The organism is Bacillus sp. FH (genome assembly GCF_052216825.1).
Taxonomy (GTDB): domain Bacteria; phylum Bacillota; class Bacilli; order Bacillales; family Bacillaceae_G; genus Bacillus_A; species Bacillus_A paranthracis.
This window is the reverse complement of the sequence record NZ_JBQOUU010000001.1, coordinates 2,056,611-2,080,000: the sequence shown is the minus strand read 5'-3', so window position 1 is coordinate 2,080,000 and position 23,390 is coordinate 2,056,611. Positions and strand designations below refer to the sequence as shown.

The following is a 23,390-nucleotide window of genomic DNA, read 5'->3' as shown; positions in this document are numbered from 1 at the left end:
AGAAGCGTGCGATTGGTTGTGCACGTCCAAGCAGTTAGGCTGATAAGTAGGCAAATCCGCTTATCGTAAAGGCTGAGCTGTGATGGGGAAGCTCCTTATGGAGCGAAGTCTTTGATTCCCCGCTGCCAAGAAAAGCTTCTAGCGAGATAAAAGGTGCCTGTACCGCAAACCGACACAGGTAGGCGAGGAGAGAATCCTAAGGTGTGCGAGAGAACTCTGGTTAAGGAACTCGGCAAAATGACCCCGTAACTTCGGGAGAAGGGGTGCTTTCTTAACGGAAAGCCGCAGTGAATAGGCCCAAGCGACTGTTTAGCAAAAACACAGCTCTCTGCGAAGCCGTAAGGCGAAGTATAGGGGGTGACACCTGCCCGGTGCTGGAAGGTTAAGGAGAGGGGTTAGCGTAAGCGAAGCTCTGAACTGAAGCCCCAGTAAACGGCGGCCGTAACTATAACGGTCCTAAGGTAGCGAAATTCCTTGTCGGGTAAGTTCCGACCCGCACGAAAGGTGTAACGATTTGGGCACTGTCTCAACCAGAGACTCGGTGAAATTATAGTACCTGTGAAGATGCAGGTTACCCGCGACAGGACGGAAAGACCCCGTGGAGCTTTACTGTAGCCTGATATTGAATTTTGGTACAGTTTGTACAGGATAGGCGGGAGCCTTTGAAACCGGAGCGCTAGCTTCGGTGGAGGCGCTGGTGGGATACCGCCCTGACTGTATTGAAATTCTAACCTACGGGTCTTATCGACCCGGGAGACAGTGTCAGGTGGGCAGTTTGACTGGGGCGGTCGCCTCCTAAAGTGTAACGGAGGCGCCCAAAGGTTCCCTCAGAATGGTTGGAAATCATTCGTAGAGTGCAAAGGCATAAGGGAGCTTGACTGCGAGACCTACAAGTCGAGCAGGGACGAAAGTCGGGCTTAGTGATCCGGTGGTTCCGCATGGAAGGGCCATCGCTCAACGGATAAAAGCTACCCCGGGGATAACAGGCTTATCTCCCCCAAGAGTCCACATCGACGGGGAGGTTTGGCACCTCGATGTCGGCTCATCGCATCCTGGGGCTGTAGTCGGTCCCAAGGGTTGGGCTGTTCGCCCATTAAAGCGGTACGCGAGCTGGGTTCAGAACGTCGTGAGACAGTTCGGTCCCTATCCGTCGTGGGCGTAGGAAATTTGAGAGGAGCTGTCCTTAGTACGAGAGGACCGGGATGGACGCACCGCTGGTGTACCAGTTGTTCTGCCAAGGGCATAGCTGGGTAGCTATGTGCGGAAGGGATAAGTGCTGAAAGCATCTAAGCATGAAGCCCCCCTCAAGATGAGATTTCCCATAGCGTAAGCTAGTAAGATCCCTGAAAGATGATCAGGTTGATAGGTTCGAGGTGGAAGCATGGTGACATGTGGAGCTGACGAATACTAATAGATCGAGGACTTAACCATATAATATGAAGCAATGTTATCTAGTTTTGAAAGAATATAAAAAAACTTGTTGACTTTCAAAGTTAAATGAGTTACAATAATTCTTGTCTTAAATAAATACAGTCTGGTAATGATGGCAGAGAGGTCACACCCGTTCCCATACCGAACACGGAAGTTAAGCTCTCTAGCGCCGATGGTAGTTGGGACCTTGTCCCTGTGAGAGTAGGACGTTGCCAGGCAAATGGAGGATTAGCTCAGCTGGGAGAGCACCTGCCTTACAAGCAGGGGGTCGGCGGTTCGATCCCGTCATCCTCCACCATTTAGCCGACTTAGCTCAATTGGTAGAGCAACTGACTTGTAATCAGTAGGTTGGGGGTTCAAGTCCTCTAGTCGGCACCAGAAATCATGGCGGTTGTGGCGAAGTGGTTAACGCACCGGATTGTGGCTCCGGCATTCGTGGGTTCGATTCCCATCAGTCGCCCCATTTTTCTTAAATAAATTAATATGCGGGTGTGGCGGAATTGGCAGACGCACCAGACTTAGGATCTGGCGCCTTTGGCGTGGGGGTTCGACTCCCTTCACCCGCACTTTTAATTAAATAACTCATACATGTCTTGCGGAAGTAGTTCAGTGGTAGAATACAACCTTGCCAAGGTTGGGGTCGCGGGTTCGAATCCCGTCTTCCGCTCCAATTTTCAATATGACATGCCGGGGTGGCGGAACAGGCAGACGCACAGGACTTAAAATCCTGCGGTGGGTGACCACCGTGCGGGTTCGACCCCCGCCCTCGGCACCATATGCGCCCGTAGCTCAATTGGATAGAGCGTTTGACTACGGATCAAGAGGTTAGGGGTTCGACTCCTCTCGGGCGCGCTTTTATTAACGGGAAGTGGCTCAGCTTGGTAGAGCACCTGGTTTGGGACCAGGGGGTCGCAGGTTCAAATCCTGTCTTCCCGATATTCCCAAAAAACATGGGGCCTTAGCTCAGCTGGGAGAGCGCCTGCCTTGCACGCAGGAGGTCAGCGGTTCGATCCCGCTAGGCTCCACTTATTTTAATATCATTTATGGCGGTGTAGCTCAGCTGGCTAGAGCGTACGGTTCATACCCGTGAGGTCGGGGGTTCGATCCCCTCCGCCGCTACCATAAAGGACCTTTAGCTCAGCTGGTTAGAGCAGACGGCTCATAACCGTCCGGTCGTAGGTTCGAGTCCTACAAGGTCCACCATTAGAAGTTTATATCTCGGAGGTATACCCAAGTTTGGCTGAAGGGATCGGTCTTGAAAACCGACAGGCGGCGAGAGTCGCGCGGGGGTTCGAATCCCTCTACCTCCTCCATTTTTTCTTAATTAAATATTTTATCGTCGCGGGGTGGAGCAGTCTGGTAGCTCGTCGGGCTCATAACCCGAAGGTCGCAGGTTCAAATCCTGTCCCCGCAACCAAGGTCCCGTGGTGTAGTGGTTAACATGCCTGCCTGTCACGCAGGAGATCGCCGGTTCGACCCCGGTCGGGACCGCCATTTTTACATAAAGGCTCGGTAGCTCAGTCGGTAGAGCAGAGGACTGAAAATCCTCGTGTCGGCGGTTCGATTCCGTCCCGAGCCACCATTTTGAAGTCGCAAGCCGGCTTAGCTCAATTGGTAGAGCAACTGACTTGTAATCAGTAGGTTGGGGGTTCAAGTCCTCTAGCCGGCACCACTTTCAAAATGAGCCATTAGCTCAGTTGGTAGAGCATCTGACTTTTAATCAGAGGGTCGAAGGTTCGAATCCTTCATGGCTCACCATTTACAATTTAATGCGGGTGTAGTTTAGTGGTAAAACAAGAGCCTTCCAAGCTCTGGTCGAGAGTTCGATTCTCTTCACCCGCTTTTCAATTATGGGCCTATAGCTCAGCTGGTTAGAGCGCACGCCTGATAAGCGTGAGGTCGATGGTTCGAGTCCATTTAGGCCCACCATAATTGTTCCGCAGTAGCTCAGTGGTAGAGCTATCGGCTGTTAACCGATCGGTCGTAGGTTCGAGTCCTACCTGCGGAGCCATATTTATAGAGAAGTACCCAAGTGGCTCAAGGGGCTCCCCTGCTAAGGGAGTAGATCGCGAACGCGGTGCGAGGGTTCGAATCCCTTCTTCTCTGCCAGTAATTGGCCCGTTGGTCAAGTGGTTAAGACACCGCCCTTTCACGGCGGTAACACGGGTTCGAATCCCGTACGGGTCATATTAAAAGAGATAGCATAATCTGCTATCTCTTTTTTGTTGTGTAAAAGTGGACTTTGGATAGAAAAAGGGATACTCAAGGTCATTAACGAAATGGCACTTAGAAATATATCATAGCTGGGAAGATCCTAAGGAATTAGTTGTAGAGTTATTAGATACAGTTGAATAATAAAAATTGAAATATGGGTCGCTCAACTAAAGGATACTTTAATTGAGCTTTTTAATATTGAAATTTCTGTATTAGGCGCTACCACAGAAAACAAATAGTATAAATAGAAGAAGCTGTCTTTCAATAGGTGATCTACTGGAGACAGCTTTTTTATGATGCTAACGTTGTCGAGTTTTGTCGGTAAGTCGATATATTGCAAAAATCGCCGATATAATTTGAGTTACGGTCGATAAATTTCAATAATCGCTGATATATTTGGAGTTACAGTCGATATATTCTAAAAATCGCCGATATAATTTCACTTACCGACAAAAACATAAGAAAATCCCTTTCACAATCTAAAGAAAACGCCTCCATTGAAATGGATTCCACACCTATTCCAATAACTTTACACTCTATGTGAAAAAGTTCACAAATAGGTCATAATTTGTGAAGTAATTCACAATAATACGTGCTACAATATGAGTGTAAAGAAGTTAAACAACATTAAATTAGTATTTTAATTAATTACTTAAACAATCATAAAAAATATATGTGAACAATAGAGAGGGGAAATTACCATGAAAAAAGGTATCAATCGTGTAGTATTAGTAGGAACAGGAGCTGTAGGTTGTAGTTACGCTTACTCAATGATCAACCAAGGTGTAGCTGAAGAATTCGTATTAGTAGATGTTAATGAAGCAAAAGCAGAAGGGGAAGCAATGGACTTAAGCCATGCGGTACCATTCTCTCCATCACCAACAAAAGTTTGGAGCGGTAGCTATGCAGATTGTAAAGATGCAGATTTAGTAGTTATCACTGCTGGATTACCACAAAAGCCAGGTGAAACTCGTTTAGACTTAGTTGAGAAAAATACAAAGATCTTTAAACAAATCGTTCGCGGTATTATGGATAGCGGATTCGATGGAATCTTCTTAATCGCAACTAACCCAGTTGATATTTTAACTTACGTAACTTGGAAAGAATCTGGTCTACCAAAAGAGCGTGTAATTGGTTCTGGTACTACTTTAGACTCTGCTCGTTTCCGTTACATGTTAGGTGACTACTTAGATGTAGATCCACGTAACGTTCATGCTTACATCGTTGGTGAACACGGTGACACTGAACTTCCAGTATGGAGTCACGCTACTATCGGTGTACAAAAACTAGAAACAATCTTAGCTAACAACGAACAGTACAAACAAGAAGACTTAGACAAAATCTTTGAAAACGTACGTGATGCAGCTTACCATATCATCGAGCGTAAAGGTGCAACTTATTACGGAATCGGTATGTCACTACTTCGTGTAACTAAAGCAATCTTAAACAACGAGAACAGCGTATTAACTGTATCTGCATACCTTGAAGGTCAATACGGTGAGAAAGATGCTTACGTAGGTGTTCCAGCTGTAATTAACCGTGAAGGTGTACGTGAAATCGTAGAGCTTGAGTTAAATGAGGATGAAAAAGCGAAATTTGCTCATTCTGTAAAAGTATTAAAAGAAACAATGGCACCAGTACTATAATAATAATTGCTAAATAATCCAGAAGTGGGGAACTACTTCTTACTTCTGGATTTATATATAATTTAATATAAATTCCTTTTCCGGTTTCCCTTGTATATCCCCAATATACCCCTTTTGCTGGATCAGGGTCGTTTATAGAAAAGAGCACTCTACTTTGCGTAGAGTGCTCTTTATTATTATCATTTTTTAGGCGTTAATCCCAATTTCTTTAAAATATCTGCCAGTGTACCGCTTTTTGATTTTTCAACAGGTGTTTGTGATTTAGATGCATCGGGACCTTTTTTCAAGAAGTTCTTTTCAACGAAGCGAATATCTTTTTCGTCAACAATACCATCTTTATTTAGGTCACCGTCTTTCACAGATACTCCTTTTTTACCATAGTTGCTAGCGATAATTTCAGCATCTTTTATATCAATTACTTTATCGCCATTTACATCACCTGCAAGGTTTTCATCAAGGCGTGCATAATAATATTGGCCAATTAGCTTACCGTCTTTTTCAGTACCAAGTTTCGTTGTTAGTCGGCTTGTTAAATGCCCTGGTACTTCTACATATAAGTTATAGTCGCGTTTATTAACAGGAAGTCCATTTAGTTTGAAGTATCCGTATTTATCTAGTGAGCCTTCAAACTTATGACGGTAAGAATCTGTTGCATATACTTTTACGCCAAGCTTTGTATAATCGAATTTCTCATCTAAATAGCCACGTTCATTTAAGAATGCACCAGGTTTAATATTTCCTTCTACTAGTGAGTTTAAAGACATAACTGAGAATGTTTGATCTTGAAGGACACGCATTCTATTTGGCTCTGATTCACCTTGTTTCCAGTAAGCGAACACTGATAAATCTAATTGAGCATTTGCTTCATAAAATTCATCATTTTCTACCTTAAAAGTTATATCAATGAACGGGAAGTCACCATCTAATCCAGCTGAAGTTGTTATCATCAATAGCCCCGCCTACTGTAACAGAACCTTCTTCTAGTTTTGATTCATTTATTTTTGCGGTTACCCCTTTTTCAGAAAGGAGTTTTTCAAAAGCAGGATTCAATTTCACATTTGCAAATTTGAAGTTCTTCTCTAGGAATTTTACGTTAAATGCCCCAGCAACGAATTGTTTTACGTGTTTCGCGTTTAGGGTTACTGTGAACTCGTCCCCTTTATATACTTCTTTTTTATCATAACTAGCCTTTGCATATTGAGCTCCTTGCGGGATAAACCAATAATTATTTACACCGCTTGGATAGTCAGGACCTGCAGTTGCATAATCGAAAATATATACACCTGTGTTCATTGGACCTTCCACTTTAAAGGATTCAGGAGTAATGCCAACTTTAAAGTCACCGTTTGCATTAATAGGTAAAAACTTATGCAAGTATGGAGAATAGTCATAATACATAACTCCATTTGCTTCTTGCGTAATGTTTAATCCTTTTCCTTTTAAGTAGTCAACGTTTGAATCATACACATTTCCTTTAATCCATAACGCTTTTTTACCATCTTCTACTGTGTAATTTTCTTCATTTAATTCATAAATACCAGGTTTTAATCCAGTTAATTTTACTTCTGGCGGTGTATTATCAATTACGACATAATCACCTTTCACACGTGCTTTCCCAGCTTTATCATAGCCAACAAACTCTATTGTATAGTCTCCTTCTGGTAAGTTGATTTTCTCATCACCAATTGGTTTTGCAGGGTCATTTGTGAAAGGATACACTTTTCCGTTAAAGAATGAATCTAAGTAGTAATACACATCCGTTTTTAGTCCAGTCGTGTTTAATGTCCCAATGAAGCCGAGTGCTTTATTTGTTTTCGAATCTTTCACGATAAGGTCTAACGTTTCAAGTTCGCTATTTAATTGGAATGCCCCGTGAACATATGATTCACCATATGGATTAAACTTTGATGTATCAGTTGAAATTGCTTTTCTTGATAATATTGCATTTTCAATACCAGGTTCTGATACACGAATAGAGAACGGAATTTGGTACGTTTCTTCTTTATTTTTCGTATTTGTAATATGAATATATCCTTCATATCGGCCTTGTTTTACACCGGCTGGAACATTAATTTTTGCTTCAATTTCACCTGATTTGCCAGCATCAAGTGTAATTGTTTCTGGAACAGAAACTTTTACACCGTTTGCGGTAGCGTCGTTAATAGAAGAAGATGCTGGTGTATAAGAAATTTCTGTTTTAAATTCTTTTTTCTCTTGTTTATTATGGTTTTCCACTTTTATATTTCGTTTTTGTTCAAGAGCTTCACCGTCTTTTTGATAGAACTTCCCGAATGCAATGGATCCAGTTTCTTCAGGGACTTCAATTACTTCATCATTTACAACTGTTTTTGTTGTATCTAGCACTTTAAAACTAGTTTCCGTATGAACGGCGTTGTACGCATCTACTCGTCCAGCTCCAACTTCATATACGGAATACTTTTCTTTTAAATCATCAGCTGTGTTCATAAGAGACGCCTTTACATCGAATGGAGAGTATTCTGGATGTTCTTGTAAAATAAGAGCAGCAACGCCCGCGATATGAGGAGAAGCCATAGATGTTCCTTGCATACGCTCGTAGGAAACGTCATAGTTTTCGCCCTCTTGTGGGTCGTTAATATATTCAGGTACTGTTGAAAGTACAGCAACACCAGGCGCTGTAATATCTGGTTTAATATCATCATTTGATGTAACAGGGCCGCGTGAGCTAAAGTCTGCAAGATGATCGCCTTCTGTTTGAATATAACTAAGTTCGTCAAAGGTAAAGGATGTATTACCTTGTTCGATTTGAGCTTTTAGTTTTTCACCGTCTTCTTTCGTTAGGCGGAATGCGGGAATGTATTTTGTACTTTCGCCAACGTAGAAAGGAATTTCTCCGTCCACATTGTTATAAATAATAACGGCTTTTGCACCAGCTTGTTTTGCATTCGCAATTTTTTCATCAAATGAGAGTGTACCGCGTGCAACGAGAGCGATTTTTCCTTTTACATCTTTTTTACTAAATTCATCAGGCGTACCGATTCCTACCGATTCGATAGATAACGTTTGTCCCTTGAAATCTTCTATTTTATCAGTGAAGTTTTTGCCAAATAAAATTAAGTTAGGGAATTGCACTTGTCCAGCATGACTTGATAGTTTCGGTAAGGAAATAGAGCTATCACTTGCTCCAACCGTAATTGCAAAGGGAGAAGCACCTGGTGATCCGAGTGTTGCTGGATTTGGACCAGAGTTTCCAGCGGCAACGACTGTAACAACACCGGAAAGCATTGCGTTGTTAACAGCGATAGACGTTGGATCAAGCGGATTGTTGCTCTCATCACCTAACGATAAGTTAATGACGTTCATACCGTCAGAAATTGATTTATCGATTGCAGCAATAATACCTGAACTAGCTCCACTTCCGTATGGACCGAGTACACGATAGTTATACAGTTCAATGTCAGGTGCAACACCTTTTACTGCGGAATCTGATTTGTTTTTCTTTTGCGCAGAAACGATACCTGCTACGTGAGTACCGTGGGCTGTGTAGAAGGAAGAGCCACGATCATCAAATTCAGGAGCGCCAGATTGTTGCCACTCTGTATAAGTTGTTTCCATCGGATCTGCATCGTTATTAATAAAGTCCCAACCTTTTACTGAGTTTGGATCTACCTTGCTAGAGTCTTCGCCAGGTTTTGCGCGATAGCCCTTATACACGTCTTTTAGGTCAGGATGATTGTAATCAATACCTGTATCTAATACACCAACTTTAATTCCTTTTCCGGTAATGCCTTCGCTATGTAACTTATCGACCCCAATTTGCGGAATACTATCTGTTAGTTTTTGAGGTGCTTTCTGCTCTGCTTGTTTTGGTAAATTTAGTTTCACTTCATAATCTTTCCAAATACGCTTTACAACGCCAATTCGTAACAATTCTTCTACTGTATTTGCAGGTAACGTCAGCGCAACCCCATTTATCGCATGTTTATAAGAACGTTTAATTTGTACAGACTGGAAATTCCCTGACTTTACTGATGGGCTAAATTGATAAAGGCGTTTTAGTCCTTTTTGAAATTCCTCATGCTCTTGATCAATACGCGCTTTTATATTTTCAGGAGCAGCTTGTAATCCTTTTTCTTTTTGTTTTAATTCATTAATCTTTACTGGAGCTGTTTGAAATTCTACAATGATATTTACTGGTTCCGAACTACTTGTATTAATATCTGGCGAGATAGTAAAACCAGGGTTGGCATCTAACGTTTGTAATGCCTGGCGCTGTTCTTTAGAAAGTTTTGATAGTAAAGACTGGGCGTTTGAAGAGTCAATTTGGTTAATAGGATTTTCAGCAAGTACATTGAACGGAAGGGCAGTTGAAAGCAGAACACCAGCCGTTACAATTCCGGTAACAAAACGATTTTTCTTTTTCATGTATAAGCCTCCGATAATTTATATTTTAAAATTTATTTCTCCGTGCCTGGTGTTTGCTCTGCATGGAATGCCCAGTTTAGCTGTAAGGAATCACCCTGGAATTTATTTTGATCTTGTTCGTTGTCTTCAAAGGAGAAGAGCACGTGTAAATAATCTGTTTCACCAGATTTAATACCGTCTATTAAGTTATGACGTTCTAGAGAAGTAGCCACATCTTCAGGTTTCATAGTTTTTAATTCTGATAGTTTTGTTTCCCACAAAATTTCATGATCATCGTTTGGATTAGATGGCTTTCCATCATTCACTAAAAATTTAACGATGATGTGATCGCCTAAATCTTCACCATCATTATTTTTCTTTGCATCTGTAACTTCATAGGATGTTTCAAGTGCTACTTTTGCAATATCCAATGATCCTTTATTTTCAAGTGTGAAATTTTTTTCAATAAAGTCACCTGGTTTTAAATCTTTCACATTAACAATTACACTTGGATTAATAGAAAGGTCTAGTGTTCCAGCTTGAAATGAGTTACTAGATGTTTCTGAATCACTGAAGTAGGCGAATACACCGCCGAATGTAAGGGATAAGCCAAGCGTTGCTGTGACAACTCCCATTCCAACCTTTTGTTTTAATGACATAAGAAAGCCCCCTAATTAAATTTTTATAGCGACTGTTCGTAACAAGGATAAATAAGTAAACATAGTAGTCCGCTATGAATTATAGTTACGAAAAGTCGGTGTTCTTTATTGAGAACAAGTATATGCTTATAAATTTTCCATTTCAATACAATTGTGACGAAAAATGTTGAGAAACATTTTTTTATGACAGATTATTTTGTTGCGATTTTAAGTGGAAAATAGGATGAAAAAGAGGATGAAGCTAATAAAATAGAGGTTGAGAAATAAATAGTAAGATGAAAGACTAGTAAAAAATGAAGCGTTTTCAATGAATATTCGTCAAAATTCGATATTTTATATAGAAATGTGAAAAAAATTCAATATTTTTAAGAAAAAAACGTATATTTTTTATAAATTAACAAGGATATTTCAGTTTTTCGCAGAATTGGTAAAGTATAAAAAATTCTGTCATCTTAGTGGGGTGAGCATATTGAGTGTAATAAATTGTGAAGAAGTGAAACGAGATGAGTTTCATACAGAAAAGTACTATGACAGTTATAACATCTTTGGCGCACATATTGTGACGGAAGATGAGATGCGAGGTGTACGATTTACAGTATGGGCTCCTCATGCGAAAGCAATGAGTGTTGTTGGAGATTTTAATGAATGGGATTATGAGCAACATAAGATGCTGCAAGTGACAGAAGAGGGAATTTGGTCCCTATTTATACCGCATATAGAAGAAAGAGAAATATATAAATATGCGATTGAAACGATGGCTGGTGATGTCATTCTTAAGGCAGATCCGTATGCTGTGTATGCAGAAGTAAGACCGAATACGGCATCTGTAGTTTTTGATATAAAGGGATACGAATGGAATGATAAAAACTGGAGTCGTAAGAAAAAGAAAAAATCGGTTTATAAAGAAGCGATGACAGTTTATGAATTACATTTCGGTTCTTGGAAAAAGAAAGAAGATGGAACACTGTACTCTTACAGGGAAATGGCAGAAGAACTCATTCCTTATGTGGTGGAACATCAATTTACACATATTGAAATTATGCCGCTTGTTGAGCATCCATATGATCGTTCTTGGGGATATCAAGGAACGGGATATTATGCAGCAACGAGTAGATTCGGCACACCACATGATTTGATGCATTTTGTCGATGAATGTCATAAATATGGAATCGGTGTCATTTTAGATTGGGTGCCGGGGCATTTTTGTAAAGATGCTCACGGTTTATATTTGTTTGATGGGACACCGACTTATGAATATAAAGATAAAGATGTGCAAGAAAATCTAGTATGGGGAACTGTCAACTTTGATTTAGGAAAGAGGGAAGTACGTAATTTCTTAATTTCAAATGCGTTATTTTGGATGAGATATTTCCATATTGATGGTTTCAGGGTAGATGCAGTTGCGAACATGCTGTACTGGAATAAAGAAGGACAAGAGCAAAGTAATGAGCACGCTGTTTCATTTTTACGAGAGTTAAATGAAGCTGTGTTCGCAGAGGATGAAGATTTTCTTATGACAGCAGAGGATTCAACAGCTTGGCCACTTGTAACAGCTCCAACGTATGAAGGTGGGCTTGGATTCAATTACAAATGGAATATGGGCTGGATGAATGACGTGCTGAAATATATGGAATGTGCGCCAGAGTATAGAAAATATATTCATGATAAAATGACGTTCTCTTTACTATATGCTTACTCTGAAAATTTCATATTACCGCTTTCTCATGATGAAGTCGTTCATGGGAAAAAGTCGTTATTAAATAAAATGCCAGGAGACTACTGGGATAAGTTTGCTCAACTTCGTTTATTATATGGATATTTCTTTACTCACCCAGGAAAGAAATTACTTTTCATGGGAGGAGAATTCGGGCAGTTTGATGAGTGGAAAGACCTTGAAGATTTAGATTGGAATTTACATGATTTTGAAATGCATCGTTATATGCATGATTACTTTAAAGAGCTCATAGCATTGTATAAGCGCTCCAAACCACTTTGGCAGCTTGATCATTCGCCTGAAGGTTTTCAGTGGATTGATGCTAATAATAATGAGCAAAGTATTTTCTCTTTTATCCGCCAAGGGGATAAACAAGAAGATGCGTTAGTTGTCGTATGTAATTTTGCGAAAGCTACATATGAAAACTATAAAGTAGGTGTACCAGATTTTGAGTATTATAACGAGATTTTAAACAGTGATGCTGAGCAATATGGCGGATCAGGGCAAGTAAATAAGAAACGTCTGAAGGCGATTCAAGAACCGTTTCATAATCAAGCAGCACATGTAGAAATTACAATTCCACCATTTGGCGTATCCATATTACGACCAGTGAAGACGAGAAAGGGGAGCAAAAAACAAGATGGCTCAAAAACAAAAGTGCGTAGCAATGTTACTAGCAGGGGGAAAAGGTAGTCGATTAAGTGCATTAACAAAAAATTTAGCCAAGCCAGCTGTTCCATTTGGTGGTAAATATCGCATTATTGATTTTACGCTAAGTAACTGCGCGAATTCTGGTATTGAAACGGTTGGGATTTTAACGCAATATCAACCGCTAGAACTTCATAATTATATCGGAATTGGCAATGCGTGGGATTTAGACCGAGTAAGCGGTGGAGTCACAGTATTACCTCCTTATGCGGAGTCTTCGGGTGTGAAGTGGTACACAGGTACGGCAAGTGCCATTTATCAAAACTTAAACTATTTAAGTCAATATGAACCAGAGTATGTTCTCATTTTATCAGGTGACCATATTTATAAAATGGATTACAGTAAAATGCTAGATTACCATATTGAGAAAGAAGCGGACGTTTCCATTTCTGTTATTGAAGTGCCTTGGGATGAAGCGAGTCGCTTTGGCATTATGAATACGAACGAAGAGATGGAGATTGTTGAATTTGAGGAGAAACCGCAATTTCCAAGAAGTAATCTTGCATCAATGGGAATTTATATTTTTAACTGGGCGATTTTGAAAGAGTATTTAGAAATGGATGCAAGAAACCCTGAATCTAGTAATGATTTCGGAAAAGATGTGCTTCCGCTTTTATTAGATGAAGGGAAGAAGCTAATGGCGTATCCGTTTGAAGGATATTGGAAAGATGTTGGTACAGTGAAGAGCTTATGGGAAGCGAATATGGATTTACTGCGCGATGAAACATCACTGAATTTAAACGACCGTGACTGGCGTATTTATTCTGTTAATCCAAACGAACCGCCTCAATATATTGCTGAAAAGGCAAGAGTAGAAGAATCACTTATTAACGAAGGATGCGTCATCGAAGGGGACGTGAAGCATTCTGTATTATTCCAAGGGGTGACGGTGGAAGAAGGTAGTATGGTTATTGATTCTGTCGTTATGCCAGGAGCGAAGATTGGCAAAAATGTTGTGATTGAAAGGGCAATTGTTGGATCGGAAATGGTTATTGAAGATGGAACAATTATTCGTCCGGAAAAAAATGTTGACGATGTAGTACTCATTGCTGAAGGGAAATAGAAAAGGGGGATGAAATGAATGGGAGAAAAAATGTTAGGAATTATTAATGCAACGGGAAGTTTTCCTTCCTTAAAGAAAGTAACAGGGCATCGTTCACTAGCGGCGTTACCGTTTGGGGGCCGTTATCGACTCATTGATTTCATGCTTTCAAATATGGTGAATTCTAATATTCATAGTGTGGCAGTTTTTACAAGCCATAAAAACCGTTCACTAATGGATCACGTTGGTTCAGGCAAACAGTGGGATTTAGATAGAAAACGAGACGGACTGTTTTTATTCCCGCCAAATTGCCAATGTGATCAAGATGAATTTGGATCTTTTGCACATTTTAGAAGACATATTGATTATTTTCTAAGAAGCAGAGAAGAGTACGTCGTGATTACGAATAGCCATCTCGTAACAGCATTAAATTTTCAAGCAGTGTTAGAGCGACATATACATACGGCAGCTGATATTACGGAAGTTTGCCATGAAGGGGTTTCGCTTCAAACATACGTGTTAAAGAAACAATTATTGTTAGATTTATTTGAGTCATATAAAGATGTGGAGCAATATAGCTTGTTCGATGTAGTGAGAGAAAAGCGCGGAAAATCACTACATATTGCTACATATGAGCATACAGGATATGTAGCTATTATTGATTCGATTGAAAGTTACTATAAACATAGCTTAGAAATTTTGCAACCTGCTATTTGGAAGCAACTATTTAAGAAAGAAGCACCGATCTTTACGAAAGTAAAAGATGAACCACCAACTCGTTATGTAAAGGGTGCAGCTGTGAAAAACACAATGATTGCAAACGGCAGTATTATTGAAGGTGAAGTAGAAAATAGCGTTGTCTCCCGTTCTGTTAAAATTGGAAAAGGTTCAATTGTTCGTAATAGCATTATTATGCAAAAGAGCCAAATTGGAGATAATTGTATAATAGACGGTGTTATTATTGATAAAGATGTGAAAATTGGTGACGGTGTTGTCTTAAAAGGAAACGCCGATGAGCCATACGTTGTAGAAAAAGGAAGCGTTCAAAACAGTACGATTAATAGTTATTCTTAAGAAATCAGTGGGGGTTTTTCCTCCACTGATTCAAGTTTTAATTTAAATGAAAACTCGAAGGGAGGAAGCTGCAAGGGAAGTAGTATAAGCTTTTCGTGCAGTGGGACAACAAGTGAATATTTTATTTGCAGTATCAGAATGTGTACCATTTGTTAAATCGGGAGGATTAGCTGATGTAGCAGGTGCGCTCCCAAAAGAGCTAAAAAAATTAGGTGTGGAAGTTCGCATTATACTCCCGAATTATAGTCTTATTCCGCAAAAATTAAGGGACGGATGTACGCTACATAAAGTAATTAACGTCCCGCTTGGCTGGAGAAATCAATATTGCGGAATTTTAAAAGGTGAGCAAGACGGGATTACGTATTACTTAATAGATAATGAATATTATTTTAAGAGGGATTCTCTGTATGGTCATTATGATGACGGAGAGCGTTTTTCTTATTTTTCGAAAGCAGTTTTAGAGTGTATTCCTCATCTTGATTTTGAAGTGGATGTTCTTCATAGCCACGATTGGCATACAGCTATGGTAAATTTCTTACTACGTGAAAAGTATCAAGATAACCCATTATATGAGCATATTAAAACAGTATATACGATTCATAACTTGCAGTTCCAAGGTGTATTTCCTCCTGAAGTGATGTACGACTTGCTAGAACTTGGTGATGAATATTTTCATAGTGAGCAGTTAGAGTTTTATGGAAATGTGAACTTTATGAAGGGCGGTATTATCGCTTCTGATCAAATTACAGCAGTTAGCCCGACATATAAAGAAGAAATTCAATATGAATTTTTCGGTGAGAAGTTAGATGGATTGTTGCGAAAATATAATGGTAAGCTTAGTGGCATTGTAAATGGAATTGATACGAGCGTGTATAATCCAGAAACGGATTCGTATATTACTGCTCAGTACGATGCAGATTCATTATATGAAAAGAGTAAAAATAAACGTGCGTTGCAGCGTTATTTTGGTTTGCCGGAAAAAGAAGATACGCCGATTATTTCAATGGTAACGAGATTAACGAAGCAAAAAGGTCTTGATTTAGTACGTACTGTATTCCGTGAAATAATGGAAGAAGATGTACAATGTATTATTTTAGGATCAGGTGATTCGGAATATGAACAATTCTTCGAGTGGATGGCATATGAGTATCCTAAGAAGGTAAAAGTGTACATCGGTTTTAATGAAGAATTAGCTCACCAAGTATATGCGGGAAGTGATTTATTCCTAATGCCATCATTGTTTGAACCGTGTGGACTTGGACAACTTATCGCATTAGCGTACGGTACGATTCCAATTGTAAGAGAGACAGGCGGATTAAATGATACGGTACAATCTTATGACGAAGAAACTGGAGAAGGAAATGGTTTCAGTTTCACGAACTTTAATGCACATGACATGTTACACACTGTTCGTCGTGCAATTGAATTTTATCATGATAAACCGGTATGGGAGCAGCTTGTAAAACAAGCAATGACTGAAGATTATAGCTGGGAAAAATCAGCCCTTGCTTATAAAAAATTGTATAAAAGTCTCATGGAATAACATGTAGGTGGTGAAGAGATGTTTACTCATGTTGAAAGTTTCAAATCAACTTTTCTAGAAAAGTTAGAGACGATGTATGGTAAAAGTTTCAAAGAATCTACAACTCGTGATCAATACAATACGCTTGGGTACATGGTACGTGAGTATATGAATAGTCAATGGATTGCAACGAATGAAAGTTATCGGTCTGGAGAGCGAAAGCAAATGTATTACTTATCCATTGAGTTTTTACTTGGGCGTTTGCTTGGAAGTAACATATTAAATTTAGGCATCAAGGATGTATGTGAGCAAGGGCTTTCTGAGCTTGGAATTTCGTTGCAACAATTAGAAGAGGTGGAAGCAGATGCAGGTCTTGGAAATGGTGGACTTGGACGGTTAGCAGCCTGTTTCCTTGATTCACTTGCATCTTTAAACTTACCAGGTCATGGGTGCGGAATTCGTTATAAACACGGCTTATTTGATCAAAAAATTGTTGATGGTTATCAAGTTGAATTTCCAGAACAGTGGCTTCTTCATGAAAATGTATGGGAAGTAAGAAGGCATGATCAAGCTGTAGAAGTAAGTTATTTCGGCAATGTTGAACCGCTCTACATTGATGGGCGTTTAGAATTCAGGCATACAAATGCAGAAGTAATTATGGCCGTACCATATGACGTTCCAGTAGTAGGTTATGAGACGAGTACTGTAAATACACTTAGACTTTGGAATGCGGAACCAGTTCCTTTCCCACAAAATTGCAAAGATATTTTGAAATATAAGCGTGAAACAGAGGCGGTATCGGAGTTTTTATATCCAGATGATACGCATGATGAGGGGAAAATACTTCGTTTGAAACAACAGTATTTCCTCGTATCAGCAAGCTTGCAAAATATCGTTCGTATGCATAGAGAAAGATATGGTGACCTTCGTCAATTACATGAGAAAATTGCGATTCATATTAATGATACCCATCCAGTTTTGGCGATTCCAGAACTGATGCGTATTTTATTAGATGAAGAAAAACTAGCATGGGAAGAAGCTTGGCACATAACGACGCAAACGATTTCTTATACGAATCATACGACGTTATCAGAAGCTCTTGAAAAGTGGCCAATTCACATTTTTAAACCGTTATTACCGAGAATTTATATGATTATTGAAGAGATTAATGAACGTTTCTGTCATGAACTTTGGGAACGTTATCCGTATGAATGGCATCGCATTGAAGAGATGGCAATTATTGCGCATGATCTTGTGAAAATGGCTCATTTAGCAATTGTCGGTAGTCATAGCGTAAACGGCGTAGCAAAAATTCATACGGAGATTTTAAAACAACGTGAAATGCGATTGTTTTATGAGTTTTATCCAGATAAGTTTAATAATAAAACGAATGGAATCGCTCATAGACGCTGGTTAATGAAGGCGAATCCGCAGCTGACAAATCTTATTTCAGAGGCGATTGGAACAGAGTGGAAGAAAGCACCGATTAAGCTTCAAGAGCTACAATTAGTTCAATACGATGCGAGTTTCCAAGAGAAATTTGCAGAGGTAAAACAAGAGCGTAAAGAGATTTTAGCAGCGCGTATTCATAATACAATGGGAATTACAATTGATCCTAATTCTATTTTTGATGTGCAAGTAAAAAGGCTACATGCTTACAAGCGACAATTATTAAATGTTCTTCATATTTTATATTTGTATAACCGTTTGAAAGAGGATGCTAGTTTTACATTTTATCCGCGTACTTTTATTTTTGGAGCGAAAGCATCACCTGGCTATTACTATGCGAAAAAAATTATTAAATTAATAAATGAACTTGCAAGGAAAGTGAATAACGATCCGTACGTAAGCCAATATATGAAAGTTATCTTTCTAGAAAACTATCGAGTGTCTGTAGCGGAAGATATATTCCCAGCGGCCGATGTAAGTGAACAAATTTCAACAGCGAGTAAAGAAGCATCTGGAACAGGCAATATGAAATTTATGATGAATGGTGCGATTACGCTCGGCACGTTAGACGGAGCGAATATTGAAATAAAAGATAGAGTCGGTGATGATAACTGTTTCATTTTCGGCTTAACGGCCGAAGAAGTTCTTCATTACAATCAAAATGGTGGATATCGTGCAAGTGATTATTATCACCACAATGGGCACATTAAGAAGGTAGTAGACCAGTTAACGAATGGTTTCTTTGCACAGTCGGGAGCTGAATTTGAAGCAATTTACGATTCTCTTGTTATTCAAAATGATGAATATTTCGTTCTGCGAGATTTTGGCCCATATGCGGAAAAGCAAGAAGCTGTTGGTAGAGCTTATGAGAACCGAACGAAGTGGCTCGAAATGTCGATTTTAAATATTGCACAATCTGGTCATTTTGCGAGCGATCGAACGATTTTACAGTATAGTAATGAGATTTGGGGTATTGGTAATACAGTTACGCAAATTTAAAGAGATTGCTAGGCCGGAAAAGGCTATATGAAATTTATATCGGCGATTTTTAAGGTATATCAGCGATTTTTAAGATATATCGATTTACCGACAAAAAATGACACTGATAAATAAACCGAGCTTAAACTCATTAAGCTCGGTTTTCTTTTTTGCTTAAGAAAGAAATGGGATCGCAGTATATATGATACCTGTTCCATCATATTCTCCTGTCGCAAAGTATGAAAATGTAAAGAAACCTGTAAACGTAAAAATTACAATGAGAAAAAGTGCAAAGATAAATTTTAGCATGTAAGGTCCCCTCATCCAAAAGTAAATTCATATATTATTATAGTATAAGGATATTTAATTTCCAATTGTTTACTGGTTAAAAATGAGAAGTCAGACATGTTTTGTATGTTGTCATGGCATGATTATTTGTAATAGATTTTGTGTTTTTTGTAAAAGTCATGTTGTGATGAACGTGTGCATATTCCCAGTCTTGTTCATTAAAATGGACGTTGCGGGGAGGAAGAAGAGGAACGACATCAAATAAATTAACAAAGCGAAAGCTACTAGCTACTTGCAGTTTATAATAATTACGAAATGCAATATCTCCCACTTTTGGGGAGGCAAATGTATACAGACCGTACTGTGCGAAGGCGGTATTGATACGCGCATCTAGTATATGTAGTGTAGCGAGCGCGCCGCCTAAGCTATGACCTGTTGCAAGAAGTTTCTTATGGGCTGGTAATGATACGAGCATATCCATAATAGAATCTCGGCAAGACTCATAAATGGAAAGAAATCCGTTATGGACATTTCCGCTATTTAAAGCATATGGATATGGTTTTTGGTTAACGAGTGAATCGATAATCCAGTCTGTATCTGTTTGTGTCCCTCGAAAAGCTACAATAACGGTATCCTCAGATTCTAGTATGAATCCGAACCATTCTGTCGTTTGAATGGTTTTTCCTTGAAAGCCTTGTACATATTGGAAACCATCTGGTATTTCAAAAATCCCATTTTGTTTATATTGTTCATACGTTAACTCACAACAAGAAGCTAACAGTATGGCAGTATCTTTATCAAAGGATAAAGGAGTACGCATTAAGGGAGCCTCCTTAAGAAAAGGTATAGTTCAATATATGCAGTGAGGGACTTGATTCATTCTTTTAGAAAAAAACCTTGAAACTACAGTTACGTGAGGGAGTATGATTTTTGTAAACATACTGTTAGGAGGAGTGTAAGATAAGCAAAAGAGAAGGCTATCCAATTGGTGAGTTTTCAAGGAGAAGAGGCGTGGCTTAACGAAGTGATGGAGTATTATATGATTCGAAGTGGTTTGTATAGTCCACCTAAATAAAAAGAGCCCTATAAGGGCCCTATTTACTCTTTTCCATCTAATAAACGACCAAGTCCACCTAAAACACTACCTTCACCAGTGCTTTGTGCTGCTGGGCTTGTCAGGCGTGCTGCTAAGCGGCTAAGTGTTAAGGACTGGATCCAAACTGTTCCAGGGCCTTCTAACGTTGCGAAGAATAAACCTTCGCCGCCAAATAGAGCTGTTTTTACTTTTCCAACGAACTCGACATCGTAATTAACGTCTTTTGTCATGGCAACGAGACAACCTGTATCAATGCGAAGTTTTTCGCCAGGCTTTAATTCACGTTTGTATACAGTTCCGCCTGCATGCATGAAAGCAAGTCCATCACCTTCAAGTTTTTGCATGATGAAACCTTCACCACCGAAGAAACCAGTTCCTATTTTTTTCGTAAACTCAATGCCGATAGAAACGCCTTTTGCGGCACAAAGAAACGCATCTTTTTGACAAACTACTTTCCCTTGATATTCTGTTAAATCTACAGGAATAATTTTACCCGGATAAGGAGCAGCAAAGGATACGTGACGCTTGCCGTGACCTGTATTTGTAAATACAGTCATAAACATGCTTTCCCCTGTAACGAGACGCTTACCAGCGCCCATTAACTTTCCGAATAAACCTCCAGATGGTCCAGAACCATCACCGAAGATTGTTTCCATTTCGATGTAGTCTTCCATCATCATCATTGCGCCAGCTTCTGCAATAACGCTTTCTTCTGGGTCTAACTCAATTTCAACAAACTGCATATCATCGCCGTATAATTTATACTCGATTTCATGTGCTTGCATTTTTTTCACCTCATAAATATGTAGTAATTATATTGTACAGAAATTATTAGAATTAGAACACTATAGTTTTGTTAATTTTCCAATAAAATATGAATATGGAAGTTCAACATTATATTAAAATTATAAAAAAATAATGGAATGAAAGTGTTCTCATTTGACGTTTTGGATATAGCGTGATATAGTGAAGTCACTATTGAGCTACATAATGTGGTACGGAAATAAAGCACGTTGAATTAAAGGCTGTAAGCTTGTTATACATTCATGTCCTTTATATCCACCTTTTCATGTGGATTCATAGTTTCATTTTTATTTAGGAGGTACATGACATGCAAACAGGTAAAGTTAAATGGTTCAACAGCGAAAAAGGTTTCGGTTTCATCGAAGTTGAAGGTGGAGACGATGTATTCGTTCACTTCTCAGCTATCCAAGGTGACGGATTCAAAACTTTAGAAGAAGGTCAAGAAGTTTCTTTCGAAATCGTTGAAGGTAACCGTGGACCACAAGCTGCTAACGTTACAAAAAACTAATTAGCTAGCGATAAAAAGCATTCCGATTTTCGGAATGCTTTTTTTATTCTTTGGAACTCGACTCATTTGAAGATAATTCGCCCTTAAAGGTACGCTCTTCAAAGTCATCAAGCATTTGCTCATATTCTTCATGTTCTTCCGTAGCGAAAACTTGCGGATTTTTTCCATACATATCTGTACCGATAAAGTTTTCAAAATCCTCTACGTAGCCTACGTTTTCTTCACTATTTACGTACATGCCGTTATAGTTTTTCGAATCTTGTCTTTCTAAATCAGATGGTGTTTCAGATGTTCCGTAATTGGCAACATCTTGCCATGCATCTTCTGCATCATATTCAACAGAACGATCTTCATCATGTTTGTGGAAAGAAGGAGATAACACTTCTTCTTCGACTGGTCGTGTATTCATATTTAACTTACTTGTCGTGTGCTGTATGCATGTTGTAGCAGTCGGCATTGCTTCTAATCTTTCAAATGGAATTTCTTCGCCAGACACTTCGCAAATGCCGTACGTACCCGCTTCTATTTTTTGTAAGGCGTGTTTCGTGTCCTCAAGCTGTTTATGCCAAAGTTCAATAAGCCCGAAGTCTTTTTCACGTTCATATAGCTCTGTTGCCATATCAGCCGGATGGTTATCGTAGCTAGATAATTCTCCAACAGATTCACGTTCAGATGCACGATCTTCATTTTCGTGTGTTTGTATCGTTTGCTCTAGTTCTTGTTTTTGTTTTTCTAAAACGGATTTAAATTGATTTATTTGTTGTGGAGTTAACATAGTCGTCCACCTTCCTACAATTCAGTTTCTTTACATAGTATGAGCGTTGCGAGTAGGAATTATGAGCTGAAATTGGTATATGAAAAAGGAGCCGCATTAGCAGCTCCTTTTAAAGGAAATATCCAAGTAATAATCCGATTCCCATGAGGAGACCGAAGATTGTATTTGTTTTTGCTGTTGCTATCATCGCAGGTACCATTTCCATTGGAATGCTTTTGCCGATAAAGCCTTTCGTCGCTTTAAATGCTTTCGGTGCACTTAAAAATACGATAAGCATCCATGGTGATACAATGCCCACGATAATTAAAGCAATTGTCCAAATGTAGGAAACGATGAACATAGAAGCAAGTACACCGACTGCTCGCTCGCGTCCAACGAGAATGGCTAATGTTTTACGACCGTTTTCTTTATCGCCATCTAAGTCACGGATGTTATTAGCTAGTAAAATGGCACCAATTAAAATGGAGCTTGGAATAGATAGTAAAACGACTTCTGATGTTACAGTTCCAGTTTGAATAAAGAATGAAATCCCGATAATAATGACACCCATAAATAATCCGGCTGTTAACTCTCCAAATGGTGTATAGGCAATTGGAAGTGGACCGCCTGTATAAAGGTAAGCAACGGCCATACAAACAAGACCGATTGCAGCAAGCCACCAGCTAGAATTCATACAAATATAAACACCTAATAGTATTGCGATGCCGAAAAATCCAAATGCTAAGTTAAGCACTGTTTTTGGCTGAATGCCATCGCGAACGATAGCGCCGCCGATACCAACTGAACCTTCGTGATCAAGTCCTCTTTTGTAATCAAAATATTCATTAAACATGTTTGTTGCTGCCTGAATGAGAAGACAAGCAAGAAGCATTATAAGGAAAAGAGGGAGATGTATTTGATTTATACCTCCGACCTGCATTGCATAGGCTGTTCCGATGAAAACAGGAACGAAAGCTGCTGTTAATGTATGGGGACGTAGTAAACTCCACCAAATGCGCCAGCCTGTTTGCTTGCTTGGCTTTGGCGCCGTAGGAGAGGAATTCGTTTCGACGTTCATTTCCATGTTGAATCCTCCTTTGGTCACATATTGTACACAACT

At 39.4% G+C, this 23,390-nt stretch carries 13 protein-coding genes, 22 tRNA genes, 2 rRNA genes and 1 pseudogene (1 of these 38 only partly in view); 31 read left to right on the top strand and 7 right to left on the bottom strand.

Features of this window, described 5'->3' with window-relative positions:
• The 25 genes from ACTT1L_RS11125 to ACTT1L_RS11005 all read left to right on the top strand — a co-directional run.
• Positions 1 to 1,431: ribosomal RNA gene (locus ACTT1L_RS11125) — 23S ribosomal RNA — on the top strand; it begins 1,492 nt to the left of the window's first position.
• A 102-nt stretch (positions 1,432 to 1,533) separates the two neighbouring features.
• Positions 1,534 to 1,649 (top strand): 5S ribosomal RNA (gene rrf, locus ACTT1L_RS11120).
• Between the two features lie 4 nt (positions 1,650 to 1,653).
• Positions 1,654 to 1,729 (top strand) — tRNA-Val (locus ACTT1L_RS11115).
• A gap of 4 nt (positions 1,730 to 1,733) precedes the next feature.
• Positions 1,734 to 1,809 (top strand) — tRNA-Thr (locus ACTT1L_RS11110).
• Positions 1,810 to 1,818: 9 nt separating this feature from the next.
• Positions 1,819 to 1,894: transfer RNA gene (locus ACTT1L_RS11105), tRNA-His, on the top strand.
• Between the two features lie 22 nt (positions 1,895 to 1,916).
• Positions 1,917 to 1,997 (top strand) — tRNA-Leu (locus ACTT1L_RS11100).
• Positions 1,998 to 2,026: 29 nt separating this feature from the next.
• Positions 2,027 to 2,101: transfer RNA gene (locus tag ACTT1L_RS11095), tRNA-Gly, on the top strand.
• Between the two features lie 16 nt (positions 2,102 to 2,117).
• Positions 2,118 to 2,206: transfer RNA gene (locus ACTT1L_RS11090), tRNA-Leu, on the top strand.
• Between the two features lie 3 nt (positions 2,207 to 2,209).
• Positions 2,210 to 2,283, top strand: a tRNA-Arg gene (locus tag ACTT1L_RS11085).
• A gap of 10 nt (positions 2,284 to 2,293) precedes the next feature.
• Positions 2,294 to 2,367: transfer RNA gene (locus ACTT1L_RS11080), tRNA-Pro, on the top strand.
• A 16-nt stretch (positions 2,368 to 2,383) separates the two neighbouring features.
• Positions 2,384 to 2,456, top strand: a tRNA-Ala gene (locus ACTT1L_RS11075).
• A gap of 20 nt (positions 2,457 to 2,476) precedes the next feature.
• A tRNA-Met gene (locus tag ACTT1L_RS11070) sits at positions 2,477 to 2,553 on the top strand.
• A 4-nt stretch (positions 2,554 to 2,557) separates the two neighbouring features.
• Positions 2,558 to 2,634, top strand: a tRNA-Ile gene (locus tag ACTT1L_RS11065).
• Positions 2,635 to 2,651: 17 nt separating this feature from the next.
• Positions 2,652 to 2,744, top strand: a tRNA-Ser gene (locus ACTT1L_RS11060).
• Between the two features lie 27 nt (positions 2,745 to 2,771).
• Positions 2,772 to 2,848, top strand: a tRNA-Met gene (locus tag ACTT1L_RS11055).
• A gap of 1 nt (position 2,849) precedes the next feature.
• Positions 2,850 to 2,925, top strand: a tRNA-Asp gene (locus ACTT1L_RS11050).
• 12 nt (positions 2,926 to 2,937) lie between these two features.
• Positions 2,938 to 3,013: transfer RNA gene (locus ACTT1L_RS11045), tRNA-Phe, on the top strand.
• Positions 3,014 to 3,027: 14 nt separating this feature from the next.
• Positions 3,028 to 3,103, top strand: a tRNA-Thr gene (locus tag ACTT1L_RS11040).
• A gap of 10 nt (positions 3,104 to 3,113) precedes the next feature.
• A tRNA-Lys gene (locus tag ACTT1L_RS11035) sits at positions 3,114 to 3,189 on the top strand.
• Between the two features lie 13 nt (positions 3,190 to 3,202).
• A tRNA-Gly gene (locus ACTT1L_RS11030) sits at positions 3,203 to 3,273 on the top strand.
• A gap of 10 nt (positions 3,274 to 3,283) precedes the next feature.
• Positions 3,284 to 3,360: transfer RNA gene (locus ACTT1L_RS11025), tRNA-Ile, on the top strand.
• Between the two features lie 7 nt (positions 3,361 to 3,367).
• Positions 3,368 to 3,442: transfer RNA gene (locus ACTT1L_RS11020), tRNA-Asn, on the top strand.
• Positions 3,443 to 3,449: 7 nt separating this feature from the next.
• Positions 3,450 to 3,540, top strand: a tRNA-Ser gene (locus ACTT1L_RS11015).
• A gap of 6 nt (positions 3,541 to 3,546) precedes the next feature.
• Positions 3,547 to 3,618, top strand: a tRNA-Glu gene (locus ACTT1L_RS11010).
• Between the two features lie 728 nt (positions 3,619 to 4,346).
• The gene (locus ACTT1L_RS11005; RefSeq protein ID WP_000715338.1) at positions 4,347 to 5,291 is read left to right on the top strand and encodes an L-lactate dehydrogenase; all 945 of its coding nucleotides are present in this window, start codon (positions 4,347 to 4,349) and stop codon (positions 5,289 to 5,291) included.
• Between the two features lie 179 nt (positions 5,292 to 5,470).
• Here ACTT1L_RS11005 and ACTT1L_RS11000 read toward each other — a convergent pair.
• Both ACTT1L_RS11000 and ACTT1L_RS10995 read right to left on the bottom strand, forming a co-directional pair.
• A pseudogene (locus ACTT1L_RS11000) lies at positions 5,471 to 9,695 on the bottom strand (S8 family serine peptidase).
• A 32-nt stretch (positions 9,696 to 9,727) separates the two neighbouring features.
• Positions 9,728 to 10,333: a TasA family protein gene (locus ACTT1L_RS10995; protein WP_442821909.1), complete on the bottom strand. Its 606-nt coding sequence runs from the start codon at positions 10,331 to 10,333 to the stop codon at positions 9,728 to 9,730.
• A 469-nt stretch (positions 10,334 to 10,802) separates the two neighbouring features.
• On the opposite strand from ACTT1L_RS10995, the gene glgB reads away from it, so the two are divergent.
• The 5 genes from glgB to glgP all read left to right on the top strand — a co-directional run bounded on the left by glgB (position 10,803) and on the right by glgP (position 18,841).
• Complete coding sequence (gene glgB / locus ACTT1L_RS10990; protein ID WP_442821908.1) at positions 10,803 to 12,740, top strand: 1,4-alpha-glucan branching protein GlgB; 1,938 nt, start codon at positions 10,803 to 10,805, stop codon at positions 12,738 to 12,740.
• Positions 12,688 to 13,818, top strand: a complete 1,131-nt coding sequence (glgC, locus tag ACTT1L_RS10985; RefSeq protein WP_000057612.1) for a glucose-1-phosphate adenylyltransferase — start codon at positions 12,688 to 12,690, stop codon at positions 13,816 to 13,818. The genes glgB and glgC overlap by 53 nt, the downstream gene beginning before the upstream one ends.
• Before the next feature lie 18 nt (positions 13,819 to 13,836).
• Entirely contained in the window at positions 13,837 to 14,871 is a 1,035-nt protein-coding gene (glgD, locus tag ACTT1L_RS10980; protein WP_000504157.1) for a glucose-1-phosphate adenylyltransferase subunit GlgD, read from the top strand.
• A 112-nt stretch (positions 14,872 to 14,983) separates the two neighbouring features.
• The gene (glgA, locus tag ACTT1L_RS10975; protein WP_442821907.1) at positions 14,984 to 16,414 is read left to right on the top strand and encodes a glycogen synthase GlgA; all 1,431 of its coding nucleotides are present in this window, start codon (positions 14,984 to 14,986) and stop codon (positions 16,412 to 16,414) included.
• 18 nt (positions 16,415 to 16,432) lie between these two features.
• Positions 16,433 to 18,841, top strand: a complete 2,409-nt coding sequence (gene glgP, locus ACTT1L_RS10970; protein WP_319608879.1) for a glycogen phosphorylase — start codon at positions 16,433 to 16,435, stop codon at positions 18,839 to 18,841.
• Between the two features lie 153 nt (positions 18,842 to 18,994).
• Here glgP and ACTT1L_RS10965 read toward each other — a convergent pair whose 3' ends face one another.
• The 3 genes from ACTT1L_RS10965 to ACTT1L_RS10955 form a co-directional block, all read right to left on the bottom strand.
• Complete coding sequence (locus tag ACTT1L_RS10965; RefSeq protein ID WP_000911070.1) at positions 18,995 to 19,129, bottom strand: hypothetical protein; 135 nt, start codon at positions 19,127 to 19,129, stop codon at positions 18,995 to 18,997.
• A 76-nt stretch (positions 19,130 to 19,205) separates the two neighbouring features.
• Positions 19,206 to 19,928, bottom strand: a complete 723-nt coding sequence (locus ACTT1L_RS10960) for a lipase family protein (protein WP_001260124.1) — start codon at positions 19,926 to 19,928, stop codon at positions 19,206 to 19,208.
• A 278-nt stretch (positions 19,929 to 20,206) separates the two neighbouring features.
• Positions 20,207 to 20,989: a TIGR00266 family protein gene (locus ACTT1L_RS10955; protein ID WP_001147837.1), complete on the bottom strand. Its 783-nt coding sequence runs from the start codon at positions 20,987 to 20,989 to the stop codon at positions 20,207 to 20,209.
• A 326-nt stretch (positions 20,990 to 21,315) separates the two neighbouring features.
• On the opposite strand from ACTT1L_RS10955, the gene cspD reads away from it, so the two are divergent.
• The gene (cspD, locus tag ACTT1L_RS10950; protein ID WP_001193054.1) at positions 21,316 to 21,516 is read left to right on the top strand and encodes a cold-shock protein CspD; all 201 of its coding nucleotides are present in this window, start codon (positions 21,316 to 21,318) and stop codon (positions 21,514 to 21,516) included.
• Between the two features lie 43 nt (positions 21,517 to 21,559).
• Here cspD and ACTT1L_RS10945 read toward each other — a convergent pair whose 3' ends face one another.
• Both ACTT1L_RS10945 and ACTT1L_RS10940 read right to left on the bottom strand, forming a co-directional pair.
• Positions 21,560 to 22,291, bottom strand: a complete 732-nt coding sequence (locus ACTT1L_RS10945) for a yteA family sporulation protein (RefSeq protein WP_000957379.1) — start codon at positions 22,289 to 22,291, stop codon at positions 21,560 to 21,562.
• 109 nt (positions 22,292 to 22,400) lie between these two features.
• Positions 22,401 to 23,354: a 1,4-dihydroxy-2-naphthoate polyprenyltransferase gene (locus ACTT1L_RS10940; protein WP_000425747.1), complete on the bottom strand. Its 954-nt coding sequence runs from the start codon at positions 23,352 to 23,354 to the stop codon at positions 22,401 to 22,403.
• Between the last annotated feature and the right edge of the window lie 36 nt (positions 23,355 to 23,390).